The sequence below is a fragment of the Bacillus cereus group sp. MG9 genome (genome assembly GCF_040459995.1).
Taxonomy (GTDB): Bacteria; Bacillota; Bacilli; order Bacillales; family Bacillaceae_G; genus Bacillus_A; species Bacillus_A mycoides.
In genome coordinates this window covers 4,446,356-4,461,877 of record NZ_JARVHC010000001.1, presented here as the reverse complement: position 1 = coordinate 4,461,877, position 15,522 = coordinate 4,446,356, and the positions used below count along the sequence as shown (strand labels likewise).

The following is a 15,522-nucleotide window of genomic DNA, read 5'->3' as shown; positions in this document are numbered from 1 at the left end:
AGAGGATGGCGAAGGCCATCCTCTTTGTTATTTTGCATCAAATGATTTTAAATTGTCACGACGGATTTTGTCTTTTTCTGCATCTGATTTTTTGAAATTATAGTCATATAGAGCACCTTCCCAATCACCGTACATTGGATTAGGGAAAATGATGAATTTCTCACCAAATTGTGCTTTTGATTCTGCTACTGTTTCATTGCGATCTTTTACAGATTTTCCATCAAAACCAGTGAAATCAGATAAGTTGTCACCGAAGAATAGGACGATGTCATGTGTTTGAGAAACAAGTTCACGACGCTTTTCTTTCCCTTTTTCTTTCGGGTCTTGTAGTAATATATGTTCTTTCGTCGCTTGAGGAGCACCTACGCGCTCAAGGTTTTTAATTGTTGCATCTAGTTGATTTGTTTTACGATTTGAGATGTAGTAAATATCTACACCTTTAGACTCTGTATATTTTAAGAAATCAATAGCGCCTGGAAGAGCTTCAGCTTCAGCCTTATTAATCCAATCGTCCCATTTATAAGGATAGCCTTTTCCTGTTTTTACGCTCATTGCTTGATGGGGACTGTTATCTAAAACAGTTTCATCTAGATCAAGTACGATAGCAGGTTTTTTTTCTGTCCCTTTTGCAAGAGCTGCATCAAGCTTTAATTGACCAATATTGTAGCCTTGGTAGTAAAGTGCTTTCGTTTCGCCAGCTGTTTGATACCATAAATCGGCCATCAATTGCTGGTCTGTTAATTGTACTTTCTCTTCTTTTGCCACTGTTTTCTCAGCTGTTCCTGAACATGCTACAAGCGATGTGGAAAGAACGGCTATAGATAATAAACTGGTAATACCCCTCTTCATCTTCATATGTATCCTCCTCGATGTTAGAAAATCATCTTATATTATATATTAAAATATAAATTTTTTTTTATGAACATTTGCATATTGTCTTTTGTATATGTAGTAGTTTGTCCTATATTAGAAAGATGGGTTAAATAATAATAATTATTTTGACAAGTTTTATTGTCGTAATGACAATTATAATTGACAAAAACAGGATTTTTATTTACAATTTTAACTAAATGAAACAAATGATGGGTTAGATGTAGTGATACATATAAGAGAATGAAATATAGTACTATATTTCATTCTGAACAATCATAGGCTTTAACAGAGGGTACGAATGATACTAAAGGGGAGGCTTTATACATTGAGTTTACAAATTCAAAACTTAACAAAAATATTCGGAGAATCTAAAGCAGTTAATGGTTTGCAAATCTCGTTACCGAAAGGTGAAGTGTTAGGGTTACTTGGCCGAAATGGTGCAGGGAAAACAACGACAATTAAAATGTTACTAGGTTTATTAACGCCAAATGAAGGTTCTATTACGTGGGATGGAAAATCATTTGGTGATAGCGGGGTAACAATTGGATATTTACCAGAAGAAAGAGGATTATATACAAAAAGTAGAGTAATAGACCAGTTGCGATATTTTGGTAGATTAGAAGGAATGACGAAAAAAGAAGTAGATCTTGCAATTGATCACTGGTTAGAGCGCTTAGCAATCCCAGAATATAAATTCAAAACAGCAGGAGAACTTTCGAAAGGGAACCAGCAAAAAATTCAATTGATTGCTGCTCTTCTTCACAATCCAGAACTTCTTATTTTGGATGAACCATTTAGCGGACTTGATCCAGTTAATGCTGGAATGTTGGCTAGTATTATTGGAGAACAAGTACAGAGCGGAAAGACAATTATTTTATCTAGTCACCGTATGGAGCAAGTAGAGGCTTTTTGCCAACATGTATGTATTTTGAAAAAAGGTGAAGCAGTCGTAGAAGGACAATTAAGTGATATTAAGAAAGAATACGGTTTTCGTAATTTAACAATCGAAGATACAAAAGAGAATGAAAAGGGATTAGAAGCTATACATGTCCCGTATGAAAAACAACAAGGCCTTCTTTATGTGAAAGTACAAGATGATGCAGAAGCTCTAAAGATTTTGCAACAATTGCAAGAACAAGGTGTTGGTTTACGACAATTTAAAATGTTAGAGCCGACGTTAAACGAAATCTTTGTAGAGAGGGCGAAATAAATATGCGTAAATTTTCTCATGTATTTTCATTTTATTTTAAAGAAGCATTTTTATCTAAAAAATCATTAATTACGAGTGCGATTTTATTTTTAGTTGTGTTTGGGATTTTTGCATTTAATCATTTTACTTCAGGCGATGATAAAAATAAGGATAAAGATAAAATTGCAGTTGTAGTAGAGAGCTCCACATACAAAGTACAAAAAGAAGAGCTAAATAAGCTATTGCCATCAGCAAAAATAACGGTTGGTTCAAAGGATGATTTTGATAAACTGCATAAGCAAGTAGAAGAAGGCGATTTAGATGGTCTATTCCATGTGACGGAAAAGGATGGGACTCCAGCAGTTACATATATGTATAATGGATTTCCGAGCCAAGCAACTTCTGCGATTATGGCGGGTTATTTAAAACAACAATATACGAAGGTGGCGATTGCAAAAAATAATGTTTCACCAGAAATTGCGCAGCAATTACAAGCAGAAATTCAAGTGAAGCAAGAAGCGATAAAAGATCGTACATCTTCTTTCGGAATTGCATATTTCTTTACATTTGCTTTGTATATGTTTATTGTAGCTTTCGGAAATACAATCGCAATGAATATTGCATCTGAAAAGGCGTCACGTGTAATGGAAGTAATGCTTCCGAAAGTAAAGCCTCTTACGATGATGTATGCGAAAATTTTGGCGGTTGTTTCAACGGCGTTATTACAACTTGTAATATTGGCGTGTGGTTATCTTATTCCTTATTTGTTAGGTTGGGTCGATTTAGAAAGTGCTTCATTACTTGGTGTTCCAATTGACTTTACAAAATTAGATGCAAAGGTTATAAGTATGTTTCTTGTTTATTTCATTACAGGGTATTTACTTTATGCGATGATGTACGCTGCGGCTGGAGCTGTTGTGTCTAAGACAGAGGATTTACAAGCTGTATCTTTCCCGATAATGATTTTGATCATGGCTGCATTCTTCATTAGTATTAAATCATTAAGTGATCCAAATAGTACTATTGTTGTTGTAAGTTCGTATGTTCCGTTTTTCACACCAATGGTTACCTTCTCGCGGATTGTAGCTGGTGAAGCAGGTATGTTAGAGATTACGATAACATTAGTAGTTTTATTGGCGACGATTGGTATATTAAATGCGATTACAAGCCGTATCTATGTAAACGGTGTAATGAATTACTCTGATAAAGTGAAGTTTAAAGATTTGGCGAAATTTATAAAGCGTCAATAATAGAGGGAAAGCATGATTTTCTAATGGAATCATGCTTTTTCTTTACCCCGCTATTTGTGGGCAGTAAAACTCCCATCTCAAAATTCAGCTGGAGCAAAGAAGTTAGATGGGAGTCGGGCTGCCCGTAAACGCCCGATTGGTGAAGGCAAATAATCAGTGGGGGATGAACAAAACCCCCACTGATTAAAGTTTCACTTTATGTATAAATTAAAAATAGTATATAATAATAAGAGTTGTCTTTTAATAGAATGAATAAAAAGGAGGGTGTGCAGATGGGAATTAGTAGTCGTTTTACAGTAGGTGTTCATATGTTAACGTTACTTGCAATAGATCGAAACTCTCGCTGTACCTCTGAATGGATTGCTGGTAGTGTGAATACAAATCCAGTTGTGATTCGTCGCATTACAGGAATGTTGAAGAGAGCAGGACTTGTTGATGTACAAGCTGGTAAAGGTGGTACGACACTTGCTCGTGATTTAGATGAAATTACATTACTTGATGTATATAAAGCTGTGGAAGTTGTAGAAGAAGGACATCTATTTTCTTTCCATGAAAATCCCAACATTGAATGTCCAGTAGGAGCTAATATTCAATCGGTATTAGAGATTATTTTAATACAATCGCAAGAAGCGATGGAAAACGTACTTGCAAATGTAACGGTGCAGCAGTTAGTTACAAATTTAAAGTCGAAAATTAAAGAATAAAAAAGCGAGCTTCCTCATGATGAGGGCTCGCCTTTTTTTATTCGGAAATATTGAAAATTCTATTTTTCAGTATTTAAAATAAACTTTCCTACAACAGCTGCTACGATACCACCAAAAATTGGGGCAACGATGAACACCCATAGTTGAGAAATTGCTTCTCCGCCAGCGAATAGAGCTGGTGCGATACTACGAGCTGGGTTAACAGATGTTCCAGTTAACGGAATACCTAATAAGTGAATTAATACTAATGTGAAACCAATTACTAGTCCAGCTAAAGAAGAACTTCCCTTTTTACCTGTTACAGCAACGATAACTAAAACAAATACGAAAGTTAAAATGAATTCAACTAAAAATGCTCCAGATAAACCAAGAGTTCCAAAACTATTTTGTCCTAAATTATCTAAAGGTAATTTAGCAGATCGTAAAATTGTTACTAACGTTGCAGTTCCTAATAAACCACCTAAAATTTGAGCTAATAAATAATAGCTAAGTTCCATAGCGTTCATTCTTTTGTTGATGAACATAGCGATTGATACTGCTGGGTTAATATGACATCCAGAAATTGTTCCAATGCTATATGCCATAGCCACGATAGATAATCCGAAAGCCATAGCGATACCTAATGTTCCAATTCCTTCAATTCCGCCACCAATGACAGCTACTCCAGTTCCGAATAATACAAGTACAAATGTACCAATAAATTCAGCGATTGCTTTTTTTAACATAATTTACCTCCTATTAATGCGCATGAAACGTATTATAGCATAGGTTTTAGTATAAACAGCTAATGAAATACTATTCTGATAAGGCGAAATAGGGGGACAATAAAAATAGATATGGTTCTTCTTCATAGAACCATATCTATTTTTATGCTGATTTTTTTTGTTTAATGACTGGAACAGAACGGTTTAAAACACTATTTACGACCATTCCTAGCATGATAATAATCATCCCAATCAGTGACAGACCACTAGGGAATGAGCCATTTAAGAAAATAATCTCACCAAGCACGGTAAAGACCATCGTTCCAGCTTGTGTTGCTTCAACAGCTCCAAGTAAAGCAAGATTGTCTTTTGCTAAGTCAGTAGCAAAGAAAAATGTCATCGTCGCAATAACTCCGGAACATAATGCTAACAAAAATCCTTGCATCATTTGAGTTGATGATGGAATACCAGTAGTAGAAAATCCGTATATACCAAGTAGAATTGTAATAGGGAGACTTCCAATTGCCATTCCTAATACACGTTGAAATGTATCAAGACGTCCCCCAACAAGTTCCATCATTTTTCGGTTACCGAACGGATATAAGAAAGCTGCTAAAACGACAGGTAAAAAACCAGAAATGAATTGAGTCATTGTAATATGACCCGCTTCAGTAGCTTGCATACAAAGTACACCAAGTAAAATAAATAAAGCGACGTATAAACTGCGTAGTGGAATTTTTCCACGTACAAGTTTTGTACCTGATTTTGTTTCTATTTTAATGAAGAATAATGGCGATAAAAGTAAACCTGCTAATATCGTAACTTGCCAAGTTCCAGCAACGAGCCAAGCTGGAGAAAAAACAGCTGCGAAACTTAATAAAGAATAGAAGCCGATGCCAGCGACCGAGCCCCACCCGATCCATACAAATGGATGTTTTTTTAATTCTGCCCATAAAGCTCCTAAGTTTTTGCGAAATAAAACGATAAGGAATAAAATAGGGAGAGCAAATAGAAAACGGAAGGAAGCAGTCCAAGCCCAGCTTGTTCCAGATACATTCATTGCTCTGTTAATAATAAAGGTTGCAGAAAAAAAGGCCGATGATAAAAGACCTAGTAATATTGCGCGCATGAAGTATGGCACTCCTTTCGGAATTGAGTATTTATGTATAGTATAATATACTTAAATTTAATAAAAGTAAACTATTTTATATTTTAAGGTGGTTTTTATATATGAAAGAAAATGAAGATATGCAAACGAAAGAAGTAATTCAGCAAGTAGGTCAGCTATTAAGACAAATTCGAAATGAACAAAAATTAAGTTTAGAAGAATTAGCCCAAAAAACAGGGGTTAGTAAATTAACATTAGGGAAAATTGAGAGAGGCGAAACGAATCCAACGTTAGCTGTTATTTGGAAAATAACGAAAGGGTTATCGATTCCTTTATCGAGATTAATGGTTGTTGGAGAACCTGTAGCTGTTGCGCGCTGCGGAGAAGGATTTGCAGTAGATGTAGGACAAGCATGGCATTTAGAAACGATGTTCCGTTACACGAAAGAAACAGGGATGGAAATGCACCGTGCTTGTTTAAGAGCGAATAGTATATATGAACCGGAAGCTCATCATGAAGGAGCAATTGAGCTTGTAACAGTAATGAAAGGGAAAGTTTCTATTCAAGTTGAGAATGACGTATATGTGCTAAATGAGTTTGACTCCATTCAGTTTGAAGCTAATAAGAAACATAGTTATAAAAATGAAGAGGATGAAGTAGCGGTATTACATTTAACGATGAAATATTCTTCATGAAAAAATCCCCTATAGAAAAATCTATAGGGGATTTTTTATACGCTATGCTCAAATATATGAAAGAATGTTATTAGTAAGAGCGTGGCATAAATAATAAACAAATAAAATAAACTAAAAACCCCGTCCCAAAACATAAAATAGCAATGACCCAAAGTATGCGAATGAGAGTAGAGCTAATATCAAAATATTCTCCTAAACCACCGCATATACCAAATAACATTTTATCAGTTTCGGATTTATATAACCTCTTCGACATATTATGATCCTCTCCTTTTTATATCACCGCTGTTATGTATGAGTGATACAGTGTACTTTTATTCTATATGGAAATTTATCCCGCATTAACGGGCAGTAAAACTCCCACCTCAAAATTCGGCTGAAGCAAAGAAGTTAGGTGGGAGATCAACTGCCCGTAAACGCCCGATTGGTGAAGGCTAATAATCAGTGGGGGATGAACCCCCCCACTGATTATAGTTTCACTTTATGAGAAGACCATTAGGTTATATTACATTTTTTTGTGAAAGGACAATACAGTGGATTAATTGTCTTAATTTTCAGTTGGTATTAAAATGAAAATGAGGGTGTGACGTATTTTCTAATATAAGGTGGGGAAATGGTAATGACATTATATTGGTTGACTAATGTAAAGCTTGAAACAGGTTATACATATGAAGAAGCGAAAATTTCACAAACGGAAACTGAGATATGCAGTCTTCTTATTGAAGATGGGCGAATTAAAAGAATTATATCGGGAATCGCCCAAGAGGAAGGAACGTTAACTTTTGATGCTAATCGTTTATTAGTTTTACCAGCTTTTGAAGAGATGCATATTCATATTGATAAAACATATTATAGTGGGCCTTGGAAAGCTTGTATGCCAGCAGAAAATATTTTCACACGTTTTAATGAAGAAAAAACGATTTTACCAAAGCAATTAGCAACTGCTCAAGACAGGGCGGAAAATATGCTAGAGTTATTGCTTCGAAATGGCGCAACAAATATTAGAACGCATTGTAATGTGGATCCGGTTATTGGACTTCGTAATTTAGAGGCAACGTTAGCGGCTTTAGGAACATATAAAGATCGGTTGTCTGGTAGAATAGTTGCATTTCCGCAACATGGATTATTGCGAAGTAATTCTATGCAACTTGTGAAAGATGCGATGCGTATGGGCGCACAATTAGTTGGCGGAGTGGACCCAGCTACAGTAGATAATGATATTGAAAAATCATTACATACGATTATGGACATTGCGGTAGAATTTAATGCGGATGTTGATATTCATTTGCACGATGCGAATAATCTTGGAACGTTTACAATGAAGAGATTAGCAAGTCTAACGGAAGAAGCAGGATGGCAAGGTCGTGTAACAATTAGTCATGCGCTTGGACTTGGTGGTGTTACTGATAAAGAAGCTGAAGAAGTGGCAGAAAGACTAGCAGCATTAAAGATTGATATCACTTCAACCGTTCCAATCGGTAAACAAGTAATCCCAATTCCATTATTAGATCGAAAAGGAGTTAAAGTTTCATTAGGAAATGATAGTATTACAGATCATTGGTCTCCGTTCGGCACAGGTGATATGCTTCAAAAGGCAAATCGATTGGCAGAACGATTTGGTTGGAGTGATGAAAGGTCTTTAGGGAAAGCTCTTCGTTTTATTACTGGAGGGAAAGAAACGTTAAATAATGAAGGAAAACGAGTGTGGCCGAATGTAGGGGATGAGGCAAGTTTTGTTTTAACGAATGCAACATGCGCCGCGGAAGCAGTTGCTCGTCAAACAGAGAAGCGTGTAGTTATGTATAAAGGGAATGTTGTTATAGGGGATTTAGATCAAGTGAAATCTGATAATCTTGTATAGAGGAATCGTTTAGATGTTTTTAGAAGGGTTCTAATTGTGAAAATAGAACCCTTCTTTTTTATTTAGTAGAAACAGGGAAGTACTATACTTCCTTATAAGGAAGCACGAAGGGATGAAAAGTTTGGACAATCAACATAATCAAAATCATATTATGGGAACTTTGCAATGGTTTATTTTTTTATTAGCAAACTCAATCGCGCTACCAATTGTCGTTGGCGGATTATTTCATCTTACGACGGAAGAAGTATTTTATTTAATGCAGCGTACGTTTTTCGTAGTTGGTATATCTTCTTTTTTACAAGGATGGCTTGGACATAAGCTTCCGATTGCGGATGGACCAGCTGGATCTTGGGTTGGTGTATTTACCGTGCTTGCTTATGCAACTGTAGGGCAGGATCAATTACATAGTACATTGCAAATTTTAGAATTAGGAATGATGGTTGCGGGAGTTGTTTTAATAGGGCTAGGAGTAACGGGAGTTATCGGGCGTATTTTATTTTTATTTACGCCGCTCGTGACAGGGACGTTCTTACTTTTATTATGTTTACAATTAAGTGGTGTATTTTTAAAAGGAATGCTAGGAATTACAGCTACTGTTTCTCAAATTGATGGATTTACAGCATTAATTGCTTTTGGCATATTTTTATTCGTAGTCATACTCTCCAACTTCGGAAAAGGGTTTGTTAAAAGTTATGCGGTTTTAATAGGGTTAATTAGTGGCTGGATTATTTTTCTCATTGCAGGAAAAGTGACGATCCCATCTCAAGTAACTCATTTTGTGCAACTTCCACATATATTCGCGTGGGGAATTCCAAAATGGAATACAGGTATGGCTGTATCAAGTTTCGTTATGGTATGTATTTTAGTTTCAAATACAGTGGCAGCTATTATAGCAATTAATCAAGCTACCATTCATAAAGCGACTATTGAACAAAAACAGTTGAAGGATGGAACGTGGGTTGGAGGGATTTCACATATCATTTCCTCTGTATTTTCAACTGTAGGTGTCGTTCCGTTACCAGCAACGGCAGGTTTCATACGTTTAACAAATCAAAAGTACATGCGTACATTCTTATTTGCATGTGTACTATTAGTCGGTATGTCGCTGTTTCCAAGTATTATCCGCTACTTAGCCTCTCTGCCATCCGCGGTCGCATCTGCGGTTTTAATGGCTTCGTTCGTGCAGCTTATTGGAATTGGATTTCATAATATAAAACAAGTACCACTTAGCGAAAGGAATGTAACGATTTTAGGAGTTGCTATATTATTTGGAAGTGGTGTTATGTTTTTACCGTCTGGAGCACTCCAATCCTTGCCGTCTGTGATGCAATATATATTCGGAAATGGTTTGTTCGTAGGTACAGTTGTCAGCATATTACTAGAACAAATATGGCGTACTGAAAAGTAAGTGGATAAAAAGAGTGTACGCACTGTATAAAAGTCTAAAATAACATAAGAAATAAAGCCCATTTTCATTCACCACCTGCACATTTCGTTCATACAATATCTTGACTAAATAAACACCCAACTTACACATATACAGCTCTGGCTTAAGCAAGGAGGGTTATACCAGTTGAAGGAAAAAGCGTATCAATCTAAACCGTTACTCACAAAGAGAGAAAGAGAAGTATTTGAATTACTGGTTCAAGATAAAACGACGAAGGAAATTGCAGGTGAACTGTTTATAAGTGAAAAAACAGTACGTAATCACATCTCAAACGCAATGCAAAAGCTAGGGGTTAAAGGACGTTCACAAGCAGTTGTTGAGCTTCTTCGTATGGGAGAGCTAGAACTATAAGAAAGCAGCCGACTTTTATACAAAAGGTCGGCTATTTTTCTGTTTGTTTCATGCTCCATATGAATGATAAGCATGCTTCATATATAAATAGGTAAGGCTATAAAGAACGCGATAAATAAAATATAGAAATAAAACTCCCGCTATTAATAAAAGTAGCGGGAGTTTTATTTTGAATGAGCATTTTATATAGAAGAAACCGACTTTCATATAGAAGGTCGGTTATTTTTCTGTCTTGCAAATTATGAAAAAAAGGAGCAAAATAAAAAATGTCCTGATCTATATAGGTACAAATGAAAATTTTTATACAGGGGCACTTTAAGTTAGCGAACTTAAAGTGTGTAAAATATACTGATAAACATAAAAGATGATGAATGAGAAAACGGGTGATTAAGTTGAATAGAGCGATCGGTGTTATTGATTCAGGAGTGGGCGGTTTAACAGTAGCGAAGGAATTAATTCGTCAGTTGCCGAAAGAGCGTATTATATATTTAGGGGATACAGCACGTTGCCCTTATGGTCCGCGTTCTCGTGAAGAAGTGCGTCAATTTACGTGGGAAATGACGGAGCATTTATTAGATTTAAATATCAAAATGTTAGTTATTGCGTGTAATACAGCAACTGCGGTTGTATTAGAAGAAATGCAGAAACAATTACCAATTCCAGTAGTTGGAGTTATTCATCCAGGATCACGTACAGCTTTAAAAGTGACAAATACGTATCATGTTGGGATTATTGGAACGATTGGAACAGTAAAAAGTGGCGCCTATGAAGAGGCGCTAAAGTCTATTAATAACCGTGTTATGGTAGAAAGTTTAGCGTGCCCACCTTTCGTTGAGCTTGTAGAGAGTGGGAATTTCGAAAGTGAAATGGCGTATGAAGTTGTAAGAGAAACATTGCAACCGTTGAAAAGTACTGACATTGATACGCTTATTCTAGGATGTACACATTATCCGATTTTAGGTCCTGTTATTAAAAAGGTAATGGGGGATCAAGTACAATTAATTAGTTCGGGTGATGAAACAGCGCGTGAGGTAAGCACGATTTTATACCATAGTAAGATGCTAAATGAGGGAGAAGAACAAAGTGATCATCTCTTCTTAACGACTGGTAAAATAGGCCTGTTTAAAGAAATTGCATCAAAGTGGTTCGGTCAGCCGATTGAAAATGTGAAGCATATCAATTTAGAAACAGAATAATAGTAGATTCATATAAGAGAACTCCTGAGAAATCAGGGGTTTTTTCTGTATAAGTAGCCATAGCTTGTTCTAAAATATGAAACAGCTCGTATACATAATAGTACAAACTTAGATTTTAGGGGGGAATGGCATGCCTAAATCCACTTTTAAATGGGTTGTTGGTGCTACTGTGAGTGCGATTTTATTATCAGGGTGTGGCTTGTTAAATCAAGAGAAAGCGACAGAACAAATTGATCCGCCAAAAAAAGTTACGTATACAGAAGGTGAAAAGAAAGAAACTGCTAAAAAAGATAAACAAGAGCAAACAGTAAATAGAGAGTTATACCTCGTTGATAAAAATGGATATGTCGTACCGCAAACTATTGCAATGCCTACTCCGAAAGCGAATGAAGTTGTACAGCAAACGTTAGAGTATCTTGTGAAAGATGGACCAGTCACAAATTTATTGCCAAATGGATTTCGAGCAGTCCTTCCAGCGAATACGACGATGACCTTGAATTTGAAAAAAGGCGGGACAGCAGTAATTGATTTCTCTAAAGAAATGAAAAATTATTCAAAAGAAGAAGAACGTCAAATTGTTGAATCAGTAGCGTGGACTTTGACTCAATTTACAGAAATAAAACAAGTGCAGTTCCAAATAAATGGTGAAAAGTTAGCGAAGATGCCTGTTGCGGGTACGCCGCTTGGTGAAGGTGTAAGTCGTGCGAATGGAATTAACTTTGATGATGAACAAGTAGCAGATGTGACGCATACAAAACCGGTTACACTTTACTTTATGGCGCAAAATAATAATAAGCAGCAATATTACGTACCGGTAACAAGGCGCGTTGCAGAAGGAAAAGAAAATGATTACTCGGCAATTGTGGATGAGCTTGTAAAAGGTCCGATTCAAGGATCGCTACTAAATGATTTTAATCCAGGAGCTAAGCTTATTACGAATCCAAAAGTGGAGAACGGAAATATTACATTAAACTTTAATGAAAATATATTTGTGAACCCAGACAAAAACATGATTTCAAATTATGTGTTGAAATCGTTAGTCTTATCTTTAACGGAAAAACAAGGTGTGAAAAATGTTTCTATTGAAGTGAATGGGAAAGCAAATCTTATGGATGAGAAAGGTGAAAAGTTAATAAAACCTGTTGATCGTCCACAAAACGTGAATACAGGTAGTTTTTAATCGCGAATAATTTGATATACTTATGTAAGAAAGGGGAATTGCTTTTTGAGTTCCCCTTCTTTTATTGTTATACATAGCGTACATTTAAATTTGGCTATACTAATGAGAGTATTTATGAGGGGGTTATTTTTATGCGAGTAGATGGTAGAGGAAAAGCAGAGCTACGCCATATACATATTCATACAAATTATTTAAAACATCCAGAGGGATCAGTACTAATTGAAGTTGGAGATACAAAGGTAATTTGTTCAGCGACAATTGAAGAGCGTGTACCGCCGTTTATGCGCGGAGAAGGAAAAGGCTGGGTAACAGCAGAATACTCAATGATTCCACGTGCGACAGAGCAACGTACAATCAGAGAGTCAAGTAAAGGGAAAGTAACAGGGCGCACAATGGAAATCCAGCGTTTAATTGGACGAGCATTACGTGCGGTTGTTGATTTAGAAGCGCTTGGTGAAAGAACGGTTTGGATTGACTGTGATGTAATTCAAGCGGATGGCGGAACGAGAACAGCTTCTATTACAGGTGCTTATGTAGCGATGGTATTAGCTTTTGAAAAATTATTGCAAGCAGAAAAAGTATCTAAAATTCCGGTGAAAGATTATTTAGCGGCAACGTCAGTAGGTGTTGTTGAAGAACAAGGTGTTGTTTTAGATTTAAATTATGCTGAAGATTCTAAAGCAGACGTTGATATGAACGTTATTATGACTGGAAAAGGTCAGTTTGTTGAAGTGCAAGGAACTGGAGAAGAAGCGACGTTTAGCAGAGTTGAATTAAATGAATTACTTGATGCTGCTGAACAAGGGATTTTCCAACTTGTTGAAAAGCAAAAAGAAGCGTTAGGTGACATCGTATCTCATATAGAGTAGAGGTGGAAAATATGAAGCAAGTTGTTGTAGCGACGAAAAATCTTGGGAAAGTACGTGAGTTTGCTGAGTTATTTGAGAGATTTGACTTAGAAGTGAAATCTTTACACGATTTTCCTCATATTGAAGAAGTCGAAGAAACTGGTGAAACATTTGAAGAAAACGCAATTTTGAAAGCGGACAGTCTTAGTAGACAGTTGAATTCCATCGTAATTGCGGATGACTCAGGTCTTATTGTAGATGCCTTAAACGGGAAACCAGGTGTATATTCAGCTCGTTTTGCTGGAGAGCCGAAAGATGACCAAGCGAATATCGATAAAGTGTTGCAAGAGTTAACTGACATCGATTTAGAAAAACGTACAGCTCGTTTTTACTGTGCACTAGCGGTTGCTTTCCCTGAGGCAGATAAAGAGCCGGTTATTGTAAACGGAACGTGTGAAGGGAAAATCTTAGAACAGCGCCGCGGGGAAAATGGTTTTGGATACGATCCGATTTTTTATGTAGAAGAATATAAAAAGGCAATGGCGGAGCTAAGCTCAGATGAGAAAAATGCCATTAGCCACCGCGGACGCGCTCTTCGTAAATTAGAAGAGAAAATCCCGGAATGGTTTTTAGAAGAATAAGGGAGAGAGATTGATGAAAGCTTTAATCGTAAGCGATAGTCATAGCTCTGTGAAGGAATTACAGCAGTTAAAAGAGAAATATGAAGGGAAAGTAGATGTCATGATTCATTGTGGTGATTCAGAGCTAACGCCTGCTCACGAAGAGCTACAAGGTTTCCAAGTTGTAAAAGGGAATTGTGATTATGCTAACTTTCAAGATGAAATTGTAACTGATGTAGATGGAATTCGTTTCTTAGTTGTACACGGTCATCGTCATAATGTGAAAATGACGTTACAAACGTTAGCGTATCATGCAGAAGAAGTAGGAGCACAAGTAGCATGCTTTGGACATTCTCATATATTAGGGGCAGAATTAATTGATGGGATTTTATTTATTAATCCAGGAAGTATTTTGCTCCCACGCTCTCGTGTGGAAAAAACATTCGCTTTATTAGAAATGGATGAAAACCATATAGAAGTTCGTTTTGAAACATTAGATGGACAGCTGGTGGAACAAGCAATTTTTAAAAGAGGATAAGAAAAATTATCCTCTTTTAAAAAAGTGTTGACTTTATAAGTAGTTATGAATATAATAAATATTGTCGATAGGGCAACGGCGCTAACGAAGAAAAATAAAATAACATATGCGGGTGTAGTTTAGTGGTAAAACAAGAGCCTTCCAAGCTCTGGTCGAGAGTTCGATTCTCTTCACCCGCTCCATGTCCCAGTAGCTCAGCCGGATAGAGCATACGCCTTCTAAGCGTACGGTCGGGAGTTCGAATCTCTCCTGGGACGCTAAAAAAACCTTGTTATCTTTTGATAACAAGGTTTTTTGTTTGTTTTAAATTAGTTATTAATAAATTTTTCAAAGACAAAACCGTAATCTTTCACGTTATATTGCTTTTTCGTATCAACGAGCCAGTTAAAGGCGATCTCGTTCATCTCTTTAAACTGTTCTGCTAAATTTACTTGTGCATTTGAAATACGGCTGAAAGCGTTAGATGCCATATCTAAACTTTTATGTGCATAATGCAATGTAATGTCGTTGTCGTATGAAATTTCTTCGATTTTAAGAAGAGCCTTATATAAATCTTTTAATTCTTCAATATGTTTTTTATGAACATCAATTGAGTAATGCTCATCTCCCATTTGAAATTTAATTTCTACATCTAAATCAATCGTTCCTGCAGTTTCAAGTGCTACGTTTTTAATTTGAAATTTACTATAGCTAAAGCGGCGTAATGTACGTTTTTTGCTTGTGGCACTTGTACCATCTAGGTGAATTAATCCTTTGTTTGTGAAACAATATTCATCTGATTTTGATTTAATAAGAAAGTAAATTTTCTCCCCATCTTCATGCATTACGTAATCATCAGCATCGACCTTATCGTAATCTTTTGGTGTGATAACGGAACCTACATCGCTTAATCCTAAAACGTCAGCTGCCATTTTTTTGAACATATATAATCCCCCTTGTAAATTAAATTCTTAATTGT

General features: G+C 36.2%; 17 protein-coding genes and 2 tRNA genes. 14 read left to right on the top strand and 5 right to left on the bottom strand.

What is annotated here, in order from left to right; all coding sequences use genetic code 11:
• Positions 1 to 27: 27 nt before the first annotated feature.
• Entirely contained in the window at positions 28 to 855 is an 828-nt protein-coding gene (locus tag QCI77_RS22935; protein WP_002129299.1) for a 5'-nucleotidase, lipoprotein e(P4) family, read from the bottom strand.
• A 343-nt stretch (positions 856 to 1,198) separates the two neighbouring features.
• On the opposite strand from QCI77_RS22935, the gene QCI77_RS22930 reads away from it, so the two are divergent.
• From QCI77_RS22930 to QCI77_RS22920, 3 genes are all read left to right on the top strand, one after another.
• On the top strand, positions 1,199 to 2,083 hold the full coding sequence (locus QCI77_RS22930) for an ABC transporter ATP-binding protein (protein ID WP_113768846.1): 885 nt from the start codon (positions 1,199 to 1,201) through the stop codon (positions 2,081 to 2,083).
• A gap of 2 nt (positions 2,084 to 2,085) precedes the next feature.
• On the top strand, positions 2,086 to 3,312 hold the full coding sequence (locus tag QCI77_RS22925; RefSeq protein ID WP_193652387.1) for an ABC transporter permease: 1,227 nt from the start codon (positions 2,086 to 2,088) through the stop codon (positions 3,310 to 3,312).
• 272 nt (positions 3,313 to 3,584) lie between these two features.
• Positions 3,585 to 4,016: an Rrf2 family transcriptional regulator gene (locus tag QCI77_RS22920; RefSeq protein ID WP_002088848.1), complete on the top strand. Its 432-nt coding sequence runs from the start codon at positions 3,585 to 3,587 to the stop codon at positions 4,014 to 4,016.
• 59 nt (positions 4,017 to 4,075) lie between these two features.
• On the opposite strand, the gene QCI77_RS22915 is transcribed toward QCI77_RS22920, so the two are convergent.
• Together QCI77_RS22915 and QCI77_RS22910 are read right to left on the bottom strand one after the other, a co-directional pair.
• A complete protein-coding gene (locus QCI77_RS22915) occupies positions 4,076 to 4,741 on the bottom strand; it encodes an aquaporin (RefSeq protein WP_002067333.1) in 666 nt (221 codons plus the stop codon).
• Between the two features lie 142 nt (positions 4,742 to 4,883).
• Entirely contained in the window at positions 4,884 to 5,849 is a 966-nt protein-coding gene (locus tag QCI77_RS22910) for a DMT family transporter (RefSeq protein WP_113768844.1), read from the bottom strand.
• Positions 5,850 to 5,950: 101 nt separating this feature from the next.
• Between QCI77_RS22910 and QCI77_RS22905 the strand changes: the two genes are divergently transcribed.
• Complete coding sequence (locus tag QCI77_RS22905; RefSeq protein WP_002034214.1) at positions 5,951 to 6,523, top strand: helix-turn-helix domain-containing protein; 573 nt, start codon at positions 5,951 to 5,953, stop codon at positions 6,521 to 6,523.
• A 70-nt stretch (positions 6,524 to 6,593) separates the two neighbouring features.
• Here QCI77_RS22905 and QCI77_RS22900 read toward each other — a convergent pair whose 3' ends face one another.
• The gene (locus QCI77_RS22900) at positions 6,594 to 6,779 is read right to left on the bottom strand and encodes a PspC domain-containing protein (RefSeq protein ID WP_113768843.1); all 186 of its coding nucleotides are present in this window, start codon (positions 6,777 to 6,779) and stop codon (positions 6,594 to 6,596) included.
• A gap of 363 nt (positions 6,780 to 7,142) precedes the next feature.
• Between QCI77_RS22900 and QCI77_RS22895 the strand changes: the two genes are divergently transcribed.
• The 10 genes from QCI77_RS22895 (at position 7,143) to QCI77_RS22850 (ending at position 14,821) form a co-directional block, all read left to right on the top strand.
• A complete protein-coding gene (locus tag QCI77_RS22895; RefSeq protein ID WP_197236358.1) occupies positions 7,143 to 8,384 on the top strand; it encodes an amidohydrolase family protein in 1,242 nt (413 codons plus the stop codon).
• Positions 8,385 to 8,496: 112 nt separating this feature from the next.
• Positions 8,497 to 9,792 carry a purine/pyrimidine permease gene (locus tag QCI77_RS22890; protein WP_353825506.1) on the top strand — a complete coding sequence of 432 codons (1,296 nt, stop codon included), beginning with the start codon at positions 8,497 to 8,499 and terminating at the stop codon, positions 9,790 to 9,792.
• A 165-nt stretch (positions 9,793 to 9,957) separates the two neighbouring features.
• Positions 9,958 to 10,182, top strand: a complete 225-nt coding sequence (gerE, locus tag QCI77_RS22885; RefSeq protein WP_000659484.1) for a spore germination transcription factor GerE — start codon at positions 9,958 to 9,960, stop codon at positions 10,180 to 10,182.
• Between the two features lie 371 nt (positions 10,183 to 10,553).
• On the top strand, positions 10,554 to 11,378 hold the full coding sequence (racE, locus tag QCI77_RS22880; RefSeq protein WP_003191613.1) for a glutamate racemase: 825 nt from the start codon (positions 10,554 to 10,556) through the stop codon (positions 11,376 to 11,378).
• A 130-nt stretch (positions 11,379 to 11,508) separates the two neighbouring features.
• Positions 11,509 to 12,558: a GerMN domain-containing protein gene (locus QCI77_RS22875; protein WP_002143278.1), complete on the top strand. Its 1,050-nt coding sequence runs from the start codon at positions 11,509 to 11,511 to the stop codon at positions 12,556 to 12,558.
• Between the two features lie 131 nt (positions 12,559 to 12,689).
• Entirely contained in the window at positions 12,690 to 13,427 is a 738-nt protein-coding gene (gene rph, locus QCI77_RS22870; RefSeq protein WP_088004549.1) for a ribonuclease PH, read from the top strand.
• Between the two features lie 11 nt (positions 13,428 to 13,438).
• The gene (locus tag QCI77_RS22865) at positions 13,439 to 14,047 is read left to right on the top strand and encodes an XTP/dITP diphosphatase (protein WP_002143277.1); all 609 of its coding nucleotides are present in this window, start codon (positions 13,439 to 13,441) and stop codon (positions 14,045 to 14,047) included.
• Between the two features lie 13 nt (positions 14,048 to 14,060).
• Positions 14,061 to 14,564 carry a metallophosphoesterase gene (locus tag QCI77_RS22860; protein WP_061674628.1) on the top strand — a complete coding sequence of 168 codons (504 nt, stop codon included), beginning with the start codon at positions 14,061 to 14,063 and terminating at the stop codon, positions 14,562 to 14,564.
• A 108-nt stretch (positions 14,565 to 14,672) separates the two neighbouring features.
• Positions 14,673 to 14,746 (top strand) — tRNA-Gly (locus QCI77_RS22855).
• Between the two features lies 1 nt (position 14,747).
• Positions 14,748 to 14,821 (top strand) — tRNA-Arg (locus QCI77_RS22850).
• Between the two features lie 51 nt (positions 14,822 to 14,872).
• On the opposite strand, the gene QCI77_RS22845 is transcribed toward QCI77_RS22850, so the two are convergent.
• A complete protein-coding gene (locus QCI77_RS22845; RefSeq protein WP_353825505.1) occupies positions 14,873 to 15,487 on the bottom strand; it encodes a PH domain-containing protein in 615 nt (204 codons plus the stop codon).
• Between the last annotated feature and the right edge of the window lie 35 nt (positions 15,488 to 15,522).